Genomic DNA, 12,487 nt, shown 5'->3' on the forward strand with positions numbered 1-12,487 from the left:
GAAATATGGCCAAGGCCAACTAAATGACTCGTTTAGCGCACCGCCGCTGCATGGTAGCACCGCTGGCTTTCCGCATTTTCCCACCCGCCGCCGACCTTTGCCCCGTGTTCCTCTTCTCTGCTCTTCCGGGCCTGCTCCACGGCCGCCTATTGCAAGCTCCCGCCGACTGGGCCGCCGAAGTCCGTCACCTGCTGCTCGACAGCCGGCGCGTGGGGCTGCCGGCGGGCGCCCTGTTTTTCGCCCTGCGCGGCCCCAGCCACGACGGCCACCGCTACCTGCCCGAATTGTACGCCCAGGGCGTGCGCCTGTTTATCGTGGAAGAAGGGCGGGCGCTGCCCGGTGGCCTGGCCGCTTACCCAGCGGCTGGCATTGTGGCGGTGGGCAGCCCGTTGGCCGCGCTGCAAGCCATAGCCGCCACGCACCGCGCTGAGTTCACGGGTCCGGTTATCGGCATCACCGGCTCCAACGGCAAAACCATTGTGAAAGAATGGCTGGCCCAGCTGCTGAGCCCCGATGAGGACATCTGCCGTTCGCCGCGGTCCTTCAATTCCCAGGTTGGCGTGCCGCTGAGCGTGTGGGATTTGAACCCCGAGCGCCACACGTTGGGTATTTTCGAAGCGGGGATTTCGGAAGTAGGGGAGATGGCGCGGCTGGCCGCTGTCATTCAACCAACCGAAGGGATTTTTACTACGTTGGGCACGGCCCATGACGCCGGCTTTGCGTCAAGCGAACAAAAGCTGGCCGAGAAGCTGCGCTTGTTTCAAGGACCGCAGTTTAGGCGCCTGTTCTACTGCTACGACCAGCCGCTGGTGCGCGCAGCCGTGGCCCACGAACGACTCCCCGGTTTTAGCTGGACGCGCCACGCGGGGCAGCCCGCCGACATCTATTTTGCCCTGGACCAAAGCACCAGCGGCACCACCAGTCTGCACGCACAATATACCCGTGTCGGCCTCGAAGCGGCTTTTGCGTTGCCCTTTTCCGATGCGCCTTCGGTAGAGAATGCCCTGCATTGTTTGGCCGTCCTGCTACACCGGGCGGTAGAGCCGGACGAAATCCAGCGCCGTCTGGCCCGCCTGCATCCCGTGGCCATGCGTCTGGAAATGAAGCTGGGCCGCCACGATTCTTACCTGCTCGACGACACGTATAACAACGACCTGGCCGGTCTAGCGCTGGCCCTGGATGCGCTGGGCCGGCAGTCGCGCCCCGGCCGCCGCACCTTGATACTGAGCGACGTGCTGGAGTCCGGCCTGAGCGCGCCGGAATTGTATGCCCGGGTGGCGACGCTGTTGCCCGCCGCGGGCATTTCGCGCTTGGTCGGTATTGGTGCTGCGATTAACCAGCATCAAACTCTCTTTGCCCACGCGCCGGCCACCGAGTTTTACCCCACCACCGAAGCCTTTCTGGCTACGCTCGACCCCAACGCGTTTGCCCGCGAAGTCATTCTTATTAAAGGTGCCCGCCGCTTTGGCTTCGAACGCATCGTGGCGGCCTTGCAAGCCCAGCAGCACGGCACCGTGCTGGAAGTGAACCTCGATGCGCTTAGCCACAACCTGCAGCACTACCGCCGCCAGCTCCGGCCCGGCACCAAGCTCATGGTGATGGTGAAAGCCTTTGCCTACGGCGCGGGTTCCTACGAAGTAGCCAGCCTGCTCGAGTTTCAGCGGGCCGACTACCTCGCCGTGGCCTACCCCGACGAAGGCGTGGCTCTGCGCGAAGCTGGCATCAGCCTGCCCATCATGGTAATGAACCCGGCTCCGGATTCCTTTGGCACGCTGCGCCACTACCGTTTGGAGCCGGAAATCTATTCTTTCGAAATGTTGAAGGAATACCTTTCCGCCTTCCCCGTGGCGGCTGACGGAGCGGCAGTGCAAGCTGCGCTCATTGGCCATTCCGGGGCCCCAGCCATCCACCTCAAGCTGGACACTGGCATGCGCCGTTTGGGTTTCGATGAGGCCGACTTGCCGGACCTCATAGCTCTGCTGCAGCGCTATGCCAGTCGCCTCCACGTGGCCAGCATCATGACGCATCTGGCTGCTGCCGATGAGGCGGGCCACGACGATTTCACCCGCGAGCAGTTGGTTACGTTTCGCCGCATGGCTGCGGCTTTGGAGGCTGCGCTGGGCCACGCCGTGCTTAAGCACGCCCTGAATTCGGCGGGTATCCTGCGTTTTCCGGAAGCGCATTTCGACATGGTACGCCTCGGTATTGGCCTCTATGGTGTGGATGCCAGCGGCCGGGACAACGCGGCCCTGCGCCCCGTGAGCCAGCTGCGCACCACTATTTCCCAAATCAAAACCCTGCCCAGCGGCCGCACGGTGGGCTACGGCCGGCGCGGCACCGCCACGGAAGCCAATCGGCGCATTGCCACCCTAGCCATTGGCTACGCCGATGGCTACGACCGCCGCTTCGGCAACGGCGCCGGCACGGTGCTCATACACGGGCAGGCAGCGCCGCTGGTGGGCTCGGTGTGCATGGACATGTGCATGGTCGACGTAACCCTCATTCCGGAGGCAAAGGCCGGCGATGTGGCCCTGGTATTTGGCGAGGGGCTGCCGCTGCCGGAACTGGCGGCCCGCATCGGCACCATTGCCTACGAGCTGCTTACCAACGTGAGCGAGCGGGTCAAGCGCGTATTTATAAGCGAGTAGGCGCCTGAGTTTTGCTCGATAAGGCCGCTCCCGTCCCGTAGCCGCTGTGCTGCCTCCCGGTGGGCTGGCAGCGTCGCCTATTTCAGCGCCGGCCAGTTAATCATTATTCACGGATAAGGTATCAAATAAAAGGTTGGCAAGGTATTTATTTTGCTACTTTACAGTTGGCGTCCTCTGTCCTTAATAACTTTGGGTTGATATCGTGCCCTAAGGCGTTTCTTTTGTAACTATGGCAATTAATACTTTGCGCTTATTCCGTCTAGTGGGCGGTCTTATTCTTGGTTTCACCTTCGCGGGCGCCCTACCGGTAGCAGCCCGGCAGCCGGCCGTAGTAGCGGCCGCTCCCGCTGCTCCGACGGATGCCCCGACCCTCGACGGCTTGTGGAAAGGCCAGTTGAAGGTGCCGGGTGGCCAGCTTGAGGTCATCTTCCGGTTTCGGAAACTGATGGGCAACGAATACTATTGTGACCTCGACGTGCCCCAGCAGAAAGTGAGCCGCATGGCGGTGAAAGCCGAAGTGAAGGGCGACACCGTGCGCCTCTATGCCGAGGAAGCGGCCACTCGCTTCATCGGCCGCCTCTCCGCCGATGGCAAGCAAATGAACGGCACCTGGCAGTCGCCAGGGTTTAAAACCCCCATGGTGCTGAACTTCAACGCTCTGCCAGATATGAGCGCCAAAAACGTGCGCCTCACCCCGCCTTACCGCGAGGAGGAAGCCACTTTCAGCAACCTCACCATCAACACGCGGCTCAACGGCATGCTCACCATTCCGGCCGGGCCGGGGCCGTTTCCTGCCGTGGTGCTGCTCAGCGATGCCGGCCCGCAGGACCGTGACGGCACCGTGGGTGACTTCGCGCCTTTGGGCCTGCTGGCTGATTACCTGACCCGTCGCGGTGTGGCTGTGTTGCGCTTCGACGACCGGGGCGTGGGCAAATCCGGCGGCACGCCCGCCGTGACGACCGCCGATTTGGTGAGCGACGCCCAGGCGGGCATGAATTTTTTGCGTACCCGCCCCGAAATTGATTTGGCACATCTGGGCCTAGTTGGGCACGGCGAAGGCGGCAACGTGGCCCTGCTGGCCGCAGCGCAGCCCTTACCGCCGGCTTTTGTGGTGGCAATGGCAGCTTACGGCCTGCCAGGGCGTGACATTGTGGTACAGCAGCAAGCAACTACGCTGCGCACGCTCGGCACCGACAATGGTCAGATTGAAGCCGCTACCAAGCGGCAGCTGGCCATGCTGGAAATCATCCGGCAGACCACCGACAATGCGCAGGCCCAAGCCATTGTCGCCAATATGCTGAAGCAGAACAATGCGGCCATTGATAACGTCACTGCGCAGTCGAGTGCAGCCGAGATGACCTCGGCCCGCTACCGGTACTTCCTGGCTTTCAACCCAGTGGAGAAGCTCACGGGCGTTTCCTGCCCGGTGTTGCTGCTGAACGGTACCAACGACCTCACCATCAACGCAGAGGCCAACCAAAAAGCGCTGCAAAAAGGCCTGGCCCTCAACAAGAACGTGACGGCCAAGAAGCTGAACGGGGTCAATCACCTCTTCCAGCCGGAAGCCAGCAAATGGCCCATCGTGAATGGCCAGCAGCAACCCAACTTCTCTCCCGAAGCGCAGGAAACCATTCGCGAATGGATTGTGGCGCAGAGTAAAAAATAAGTGCCAGCAAGGCAGCTACCAACGAAAAGGCCCCGCTCACGAGCGGGGCCTTTTCGTTGGTAGCTGCCTTGCTGGAATACACTGCGCTTCCAGCTTTTTCGCTTACTTAATCATGTCGACCTCGGCCTTAATCATGGCGTTGTAACGGCGGCCCTGGCCATTGGCCAGCGTGAGTAGGTTCCAGCCCTTGCCGATGGTGTAGCTCCACGTGCGGCTCTCCTTGAACTCGAAGGTGGGGCGCATAATCTGGCCATACGGCGTGTAGTTGTCCATGAAGTTGGTGGTGTAAAACTTGTCACCGCCCACAATCCATTCCATGGCCACAAAAAAGCCTTCTTCCGGCGCCGGAATGTTATAGGTACTCAAATCGATGGTGTACCACTCGCCGCCGCGCGAGGCCGACACCACCACGTTTTCGGTGAGCAAGTCGGTATTGGGAGCGTTGTAGTTGCCGTCGGCCTTGTAGATGCGCACGCGGAAAGGCTCGCGCGGGAAACCGTTTTCGCCGATGTAGAACGACACCGTGCGCACGTTGCCTAATTTTTTCTGCTTCTCGTTTTTCACGAAAAAAGCATATTGGCTGCCGGGCAAGCCCTGAATCATGCCTTCGCCGGGGTTGTTGGAGCTGGAGCCGAGCTCGAGGTTCTTCACCTTGCCGCCTTTTACCACCACATTGGCGAGTTCGATGACCCGCTTATTCAGTTCGATGATGAGGTCTTCAGTACCGCCCCGTTTGATAAATATAGCACTGCGCTCATAGCCTAACGTCATTACAATCAGCGAGTCCTCGCTGGTCTTCTCGAGCCCCGCCAATTGAAAATATCCGTACTCATTGGTTAGCGCGCCCGTTCCTTCTTCCCGCAGGCCAATGGAGGCGAAGGGAACCGGGTCTTTGGTTTTAGCATCCACAATGCGGCCCGTAATACGGTTTTCCTGTGCCCAGCTCAGCGCTGGCAACAGCAACAGAACCCAAAATGCAAGAAAAGGTATGCGTTTCATCATCGCCGAGAATAATAATAATGGATGTAGACTGGCAAATTTACAAATTCTCATTCATTCTATCGCCATACCGAGTCAATGAGCGCAGCAAATGATTTGTTAAATCCAAATTAAATATGTCAATACCGTCCAGTAGTAGACAATTAGCGGATATAAATTTATTAATCAAGGTTTTATGTTTTTGCGAGCGAAGCTCAGCCGTATAGGTTAAAATCAGAGACAGGGCTGTTTGATGATGTAACAATCAATAATATGTTGCTTAAATGCAATTGAACGGTTTCCTTGCTGGAAAGGCAAAATGGCCGATTCGTCGAGTTTCGCCTTGACTGAGGTGACTTGCTGAGTTAGCCTGTAAACCCGTTGTCTCAGCGTCGGCGGGTGCGGATTGGGTTTGGCGTATGCAACCGGGAGCAGGTGGCATAAAAGGCAGTTGCGTCACGGCTTGTTATTATTTAATGCGTTTATAGTAAGCAGGTTATTGCTTGCAAGGTTAAGATATATTGGCCGCTACATTTAGCCGTCTTTGCAGGCGATATGCTAATGCTTATCTTTAGGGTGCCATAATTCTATTTATAATACTTGCAAAATGAAAAGGTGGGTGATTTGGGTGGTGCTACTGACTGGATGTGGCATTGGCTTCGTGCGGGCCAATGACAGCGTGCCGGCCGGAGAAACGCTGCCTTTGGGGGGCTTGTGGAAGGGCAAACTGCTGGTATTGGGAGGAGAATTGGATTTGACCGTGAGCGTGGTGCCGCTGGCGAACGGCAAGTACTTTGCCGCCCTCGACGTGCCCGCCCAGAAGGTGAACCGGATGGCCACCGACATCACCGTGCGCGGAGACTCGGTTTTGTTGCACATGCCCGCCGCGGGTAGCCGCTATGCCGCCCGTTTCGATGGCACCAAGCGCGAGTTGGTCGGCATCTGGACCCAAGGCGGGGTAAAATCCCCCCTCCGGCTGCGGTACTTCCCGATGCCGAGCGTTAACGGCCCCGGCACACGCCTGGCCCCGCCCTACCGCGAAGAAGAAGTGGTATTTAATAATGCCGTTTCGCGCCTGAACTTTAGCGGCTCCCTCACCGTGCCGCCGGGTGCCGGGCCTTTCCCGGCCGTGGTGCTGGTGAGCGATTTGGGTGCCCAGGACCGCGACGGGACCGTGGGCGACTACCGGATGATGGGCGCGTTAGCCGACTACCTGACCCGCCGGGGTGTGGTGGTGCTGCGCTACGACGACCGGGGCGTGGGCCAATCGGGCGGCAGCACCGCCACCGCTACCACCGCCATGCGGGTTAGCGACGTGCAGGGGGCCATCAACTTTTTGCGCTCCCGCCTGGAGGTTAACATTGCCCGCATTGGCGTGGTGGGCCACGGCGAAGGTGCCAACGTGGCGTTGCTGGCAGCCGGGCAGCCGTTGCCGCCGGCCTTTGTGGTTTCGTTGGCGGGCTACGGCCTCACGGGCGAGCAAACCTTGCTGCACCAGTTGGTGCAGGAGCAACGCTCGCAAAACCTGGCCCCCGCCGTGATGCAGGCGGCCTACGAGCGGCAGCGCACCATGTACGATATTATTCGGCTAACCAATCCGGCACAAGCCCACTCCATCGTGAGCAACATGCTGCGCCAAGACCAGCCCAGTCTCGACCCACAGGCCGCCCAAAAAGCTGCCTCGCAATTGCTGACGCCCTGGCAGCGGTATTTTCTTGCGTTCGACCCGGTGGAAGACCTGAACGAGGTGCGCTGCCCGGTGCTGCTGCTCAGCGGTACGGCCGATGCCGTGGCGCCCGTCGAATTGCATCTGGTGGCGTTGGAAAAGGAGTTGAAAAGCTCCAATCGCCAAACGGTTGCCAAGCGCTTGCCGGGCGTCAACCACCTTTTTCAGCCCGCAAAATCTGAATGGACCCTGATGAACGGCGAAATGAGGCCCCTGTTTTCGCCTCTGGCTCAGGAAACAATTCGTCAGTGGATGGTTGATTTAGGAAAACCAAGCAAAACCCTATTCGCTAAATAAAAAAAGGGCCTGCTACTGAGCAGGCCCTTTTTTTATGGTGTTTACGGAAGGTTGAGGTTAGCAATCCATTTTGCTACTTAATCATATCAACCTCGGCCTTAATCATGGCGTTGTAGCGCAAGCCCTGGCTGTTGGCGGCCGTGATGAGGCTCCAGCCCTTGCCCATGGAGTAGTTCCAAGTGCGGCTTTCCTTGAACTCGAAGGTGGGGCGCATAATCTGGCCGTAGGGCGTGTAGTCATCCATGAAGTTGGTGGCGAAGAACTTATCGCCGCTCACCACCCATTCCATGGCTACAAAGAAGCCTTCTTCCGGCGCCATGATGTTGTAGGGTGTCAGGTCGACGGTGTACCACTGGCCGCCCTGGGGCGCCGACACCACCACGTTTTCGGTGAGCAGGTCGGTATTGGGGGCGTTGTAGTTGCCGTCGGCCTTGTAGATGCGCACGCGGAAAGGCTCGCGGGGAAAGCCGTTTTCGCCGATGTAGAACGACACCGTGCGCACGCTGCCCAGACGCTTCTTCTTGTCGTTCTTCACAAAGAAGGCGTATTGGCTACCAGGCAGGCCCTGAATCATGCCTTCGCCGGGGGTATCGGACTTAGCACCGAGGCCTAAGTTTTTGATTTTGCCCGCTTTCACCACCACATTGTTCAGCTGCACCGCGCGCTTGGCTACTTCAATGGTCAGGCTGGCCACGGCCACGCCGCGCTTTACCGACACCGTTTGCCGGGCATACCCGAGGGCCTCCACCACGAGGGAATCTTCGGCGTTCTTGCTGGGAGTGGGCACAATGAATTGGCCGTGCTCATTGCTAAGCGCGCCAATTTGTTCGCTTTTTAGCCCAACCGAGGTGAAGGGAAGCGGCTCCTTGGTGTCTTTGTCGACAATAACGCCCTTAATTTGAGCCTGCTGCCCCCAACCCAAAGTTGCAGTGCCGACTATAAATAATGCTATGAGAAGTAAGCGTGAGGTCATAGTTTAAAGGGTAGAAAGTACAAAATTACAAATAGTAGGCCTGAAAGTTATTGGAAAATTTCAGGAGAAGCAACCCTTATTATCAAGCTTAACGCCGTGAACCTGTGCGCGGGCCTACAGAGTGGCTTATTTTGTTTTGAAAAACTCTTGGGAGAACGAAAGCGTTTGGTGGCGTACCTTTGTTTGTATTCTTTCTAAATAAGCTTTCACCCTCCTGTTGCCCGTGGCTTTATTCCGTCGTTCTTCCCCGCTTGTTGCTGCTGGTGTGGCCACCCGCCGCACCGCCAAAGACCTGCGCTTGGGCGAAACCGGAACCATCTGCTGCCTCGAAGACCCCGAAATGGCGCTGAAGCTGTTGGAAATGGGCTGTGTGCCCGGCGTGAAAGTGCGTCTGAGCGGCCGTGCGCCCCTCGGCGACCCGCTGATGCTGGTGCTCGGCGACCAGGAATACACGCTGTCGGTACGGGCCAGCGAGGCCGCTAATATTTTATTGAAAGAATAGGGCGCAGCGTATGGCGGCGATAGTGAGCACCCCCGCGACGGCCGAGCCGCTGGCACCGCAAGCCGGTTCGGCAGCCAGTGCGCGGCCGCTGCGCATTGCCCTCATTGGCAATCCCAACAGCGGCAAAACTTCTTTATTCAACCAACTCACCGGGCTCAACCAAAAGGTGGGCAACTTTCCGGGCGTGACGGTAGACCGCAAGTCGGGCTTTGCGCAGCTCACGCCGGTGCAGCGGGCCGAGATTGTGGACTTGCCGGGCACGTACTCGCTTTACCCCAAAAGCCTGGACGAGAAGGTAATAACCGACCTGCTCTACGACCGGGCCGCCGCCAACTACCCCGACTTTGTGGTGGTGACGGTGGATGCCAACAACCTGCGGCGCAGCCTGCTGCTCTTCACCCAACTGGGCGACCTGGGCCTGCCCGCCGTACTGGCCCTGAACATGATGGACGTGGCCGAGCGCCACGGCATCCGCATCGACCTGCCGGCGCTGGAGCGCGAGTTGGGCGTGCCCATTATTCCGATGAACGCCCGGAACGGGAGCGGCGTGGCGGCCCTCAAGATTGTGATGGCCCAGCGGCTGGACGCCGCGCCGGTGCGGTTCTGGGAGCCCGACGAAAAGCTGCTGCCGCTGGTGCGGCAAATTCGCTACTACTTCGACCTGCACAACGACTACCTGGCGCTGCACTACGCCCAGCAGTACCGCCACATCAGCTTCCTGAGCGCTGATGATAAAGCGCATTTGCAGGAGCTGACGCATAAGTACGGCTTCGATGCCACGGCCCAGCAGGCGGCCGAAACCATTGCCCGCTACGCCCGCATCAACGAAATCCTGCTCGAAACCGTGACGGTGACGCGCACCGAAACGCGCGAGCCGGTGAGCAACCGCATCGATAAGGTGCTGACCCACCGCATTGGCGGCTACCTCATTTTTCTGGGGATTTTGTTCCTGCTGTTTCAGGCCATTTTCGCCTGGGCGCAGTATCCCATGGACTGGATTGACCAGGGCATTTCGGCTTTGAGCGCGGCCATTCAGGCGAACGCGAGCGGGCCATTGGTGCGACTGCTAACGGAGGGCGTACTGGCCGGCTTGGGGGGCGTTTTGATATTCATTCCGCAGATTGCCTTGCTTTTTGGCTTCCTGGCGGTGCTGGAGGAAACGGGCTACATGGCCCGGGTTACCTTTCTGATGGACAAGCTGATGCGGCCGTTTGGCCTCAGTGGCAAGAGCGTGGTGCCGATGATATCGGGCCTAGCGTGCGCGGTGCCCGCCATCATGGGCGCCCGCACCATTGAGAGCTGGAAGGACCGGATGATAACCATTTTCGTGACGCCGCTGATGTCGTGTTCGGCGCGCATTCCGGTGTACACGGTGCTGGTGGCGTTGGTGGTGCCCGACCAAGCGGCGTGGGGTATTTTCAACCTGCGCGGCGTGACGCTCATGGGGCTGTACCTGCTGGGCTTGTTCTCAGCGCTGGGCTCGGCCTGGGTGCTGAAGAAGTTGCTCAAAGCCCGGGAGCGCAGCTATTTCATCATGGAATTCCCGGTATACCAGTGGCCGCGCTGGAAAAACGTGGCCCTGACCATTTACCAAAAGGTTCAGGCGTTTGTGTTGCAGGCGGGCAAGGTGATTGTGGCCATTTCGGTGCTGCTGTGGGTGCTGGCCAGCTACGGCCCCGGCCAGCAGCAGGAAACGGCCGAAGCGCAAGTGCGCCAGCAGACCACCGCCCAAGGGTGGGATGAGGATGAAGTAAGCCGCCGCGTGGCCTCGGCCCGCCTCGAAACCTCTTATGCCGGCTCATTTGGGCGGGCCTTAGAGCCGGCCATTCGCCCACTGGGCTACGACTGGAAGATTGGCATTGCGCTGCTCACCTCGTTTGCCGCACGGGAAGTGTTTGTGGGTACTATATCCACCATTTACAGTGTGGGCCAGGATGCCGATATGGGCACGCTGCAGGAAAAGCTACGGGCCGAGAAGGACGCCAACGGGCAGCCATTTTTTACCCCGGCGCGGGCGTTTTCGCTGCTGGTGTTCTACGTGTTTGCCATGCAGTGCATGAGCACGCTGGCCGTGACGTACCGCGAAACCAAAAGCTGGAAATGGCCCATGGCGCAGTTGGTTTATATGACCGGGCTGGCCTACGTGGCGGCCTTTGCGGTGTACCAAGTGCTGGCTTAGAGACCTAATATTTTGCGTTTTGGGGTTGAGCGATGACGGGGTGGTTTACCTAACGGCGCTGGTGTTGAGACGCAAAATATTGGGTCTCTATCTGTTCATAATTGATTGCGGACTGTCCATTTGGCAACGAGGTGTCCATTATTGGACATCTTTTTAATGGCGAGAATTTGCCAAATGATAGGTAATTATCTGTCAGTAAGCAGTTTGTGTAAATGGCACGGGGCTTGGCAATAAGGGTAGGAAACACCCTTATTTCTGCACGAAAATGGACAGAGCCATTGCGCCATCAATTCAAAACCAACGACAGCGGCGGCGCTGGCTGCTCGCAGTGGGCGCAGTGGCGGTGGCGGTGGCAGCGGTGCTGGCTTTTCGCTTCGTCCTGAAACCCAGCATTAGCCGCAACGATATTCTCACGGCACGAGTCGAGACGGGCGACGTGGAAGCTTCGCTAACCGCTGCCGGTACCATTATTCCGGGCCGGGAAGCGGTGTTGACCAGCCCGATTCAAAGCACGATTCGGCGGGTGGCCGTGGCAATTGGCGCCCAGGTAAAGCCCGGCGAAACCATCCTGGAACTGGACAAAGAGCTGGCTAATTCGTCGCTGGCCAAGCTCGACGATGAGCAGCTGCGCAACCAGAACAAAAATTCGCAGCTGCAGTTGACGCTGGAGCGCAGCCTCAACGACTTGCGCATTCAAGCCGAAGTGCAGGCCGTGAAAGTGAATAGCCTGCAATCGGCCCTGCGCGACGAGCAGCAGCTCCTGAAAATTGGCGGCGGCACTGCCGAAAACGTGCGGCAAGCCGAGCTAAACCTCGCCGTGGCCCAGCTGGAAGCCCAGCGCCTGGCCCGCCAGATTCAGACCCAGCAGCGGTCCAACGCGGCCGATGTGCGCGAGCTGGGCTACACGGTTTCGATGCAGCAGCGCAGCATTTCGGAGTTGGCCACCAAGCTGCGGCAAGCCGACATCAGCAGCCAGCAGCCGGGCGTGGTGACCTGGGTGAACGAGGACATCGGCACCACGGTGCAGGCCGGCGACCCGCTGGCCCGCGTGGCCGACTTGAGCAGTTTTCGGGTGCGGGCCACGATTTCGGATACGTACGCCGATGCACTGCACCCCGGCGACCCGGTGGTGGTGCGCATCAACGACACCGATTTGCGCGGCAGCATAGCCAGCGTCAGCCCCAGCGTGGACAAGGGCGTGTTGACGTTTTACGCGCGCCTCGAGAACCCCAAGCACCCGGTGCTGCGGCCCAACCTCCGGGCCGATGTGTTTGTGGTGACCCGCGCCCACCACGGGGTGCTGCGCGTGAAAAACGGCCCCTTCTACACGGGTGGCAAAGAGCAGCCCGTGTACGTGCTGGCCAATGGCAAGGCCGTGCGCCGCACCGTGCGCTTCGGCGACAGCAATTTCGACCACGTGCAAATCCTGGACGGCCTGCGGGCCGGGGAGGAAGTGGTGGTGTCGGACATGAAGGAGCACGCGGAAACGCCGGAGCTATTGGTCAAAGAATAAGGCGA

General features: G+C 59.3%; 8 protein-coding genes. 6 read left to right on the forward strand and 2 right to left on the reverse strand.

From position 1 onward, the window contains the following. Nucleotides 1-23: 23 nt before the first annotated feature. Both I2I05_RS01485 and I2I05_RS01490 read left to right on the forward strand, forming a co-directional pair. Nucleotides 24-2,648 (forward strand): bifunctional UDP-N-acetylmuramoyl-tripeptide:D-alanyl-D-alanine ligase/alanine racemase, encoded by a 2,625-nt coding sequence (locus I2I05_RS01485; RefSeq protein WP_230688073.1) that lies wholly within the window; start codon nucleotides 24-26, stop codon nucleotides 2,646-2,648. A gap of 229 nt (nucleotides 2,649-2,877) precedes the next feature. Then, complete coding sequence (locus I2I05_RS01490) at nucleotides 2,878-4,314, forward strand: alpha/beta hydrolase family protein (RefSeq protein WP_196280434.1); 1,437 nt, start codon at nucleotides 2,878-2,880, stop codon at nucleotides 4,312-4,314. A gap of 102 nt (nucleotides 4,315-4,416) precedes the next feature. On the opposite strand, the gene I2I05_RS01495 is transcribed toward I2I05_RS01490, so the two are convergent. Further along, the gene (locus I2I05_RS01495; RefSeq protein WP_196280435.1) at nucleotides 4,417-5,316 is read right to left on the reverse strand and encodes a carboxypeptidase-like regulatory domain-containing protein; all 900 of its coding nucleotides are present in this window, start codon (nucleotides 5,314-5,316) and stop codon (nucleotides 4,417-4,419) included. Between the two features lie 583 nt (nucleotides 5,317-5,899). Here I2I05_RS01495 and I2I05_RS01500 point away from each other — a divergent pair. Next, nucleotides 5,900-7,315 (forward strand): alpha/beta hydrolase family protein, encoded by a 1,416-nt coding sequence (locus tag I2I05_RS01500; RefSeq protein ID WP_196280436.1) that lies wholly within the window; start codon nucleotides 5,900-5,902, stop codon nucleotides 7,313-7,315. 73 nt (nucleotides 7,316-7,388) lie between these two features. On the opposite strand, the gene I2I05_RS01505 is transcribed toward I2I05_RS01500, so the two are convergent. After that, nucleotides 7,389-8,288: a carboxypeptidase-like regulatory domain-containing protein gene (locus I2I05_RS01505; RefSeq protein ID WP_196280437.1), complete on the reverse strand. Its 900-nt coding sequence runs from the start codon at nucleotides 8,286-8,288 to the stop codon at nucleotides 7,389-7,391. Nucleotides 8,289-8,511: 223 nt separating this feature from the next. Here I2I05_RS01505 and I2I05_RS01510 point away from each other — a divergent pair, with 223 nt between their 5' ends. The 3 genes from I2I05_RS01510 to I2I05_RS01520 all read left to right on the forward strand — a co-directional run bounded on the left by I2I05_RS01510 (nucleotide 8,512) and on the right by I2I05_RS01520 (nucleotide 12,482). Next, a complete protein-coding gene (locus I2I05_RS01510; protein WP_317192296.1) occupies nucleotides 8,512-8,790 on the forward strand; it encodes a FeoA family protein in 279 nt (92 codons plus the stop codon). 22 nt (nucleotides 8,791-8,812) lie between these two features. Next, nucleotides 8,813-10,969, forward strand: a complete 2,157-nt coding sequence (gene feoB, locus I2I05_RS01515) for a ferrous iron transport protein B (RefSeq protein WP_317192297.1) — start codon at nucleotides 8,813-8,815, stop codon at nucleotides 10,967-10,969. 265 nt (nucleotides 10,970-11,234) lie between these two features. Then, nucleotides 11,235-12,482: an efflux RND transporter periplasmic adaptor subunit gene (locus I2I05_RS01520; RefSeq protein WP_196280439.1), complete on the forward strand. Its 1,248-nt coding sequence runs from the start codon at nucleotides 11,235-11,237 to the stop codon at nucleotides 12,480-12,482. Nucleotides 12,483-12,487: the final 5 nt, after the last annotated feature.

The sequence above is a fragment of the Hymenobacter jeongseonensis genome, from assembly GCF_015694725.1.
GTDB classification, from domain to species: Bacteria; Bacteroidota; Bacteroidia; order Cytophagales; family Hymenobacteraceae; genus Hymenobacter; species Hymenobacter jeongseonensis.

Bases quoted from the DNA above. Each gene is read 5' to 3' on its own strand.
- I2I05_RS01485 (WP_230688073.1), top strand. From the start codon at position 24: ATGACTCGTTTAGCGCACCGCCGCTGCATGGTAGCACCGCTGGCTTTC.
- I2I05_RS01490 (WP_196280434.1), top strand. From the start codon at position 2,878: ATGGCAATTAATACTTTGCGCTTATTCCGTCTAGTGGGCGGTCTTATT.
- I2I05_RS01495 (WP_196280435.1), bottom strand. From the start codon at position 5,316: ATGATGAAACGCATACCTTTTCTTGCATTTTGGGTTCTGTTGCTGTTG.
- I2I05_RS01500 (WP_196280436.1), top strand. From the start codon at position 5,900: ATGAAAAGGTGGGTGATTTGGGTGGTGCTACTGACTGGATGTGGCATT.
- I2I05_RS01505 (WP_196280437.1), bottom strand. From the start codon at position 8,288: ATGACCTCACGCTTACTTCTCATAGCATTATTTATAGTCGGCACTGCA.
- I2I05_RS01520 (WP_196280439.1), top strand. From the start codon at position 11,235: ATGGACAGAGCCATTGCGCCATCAATTCAAAACCAACGACAGCGGCGG.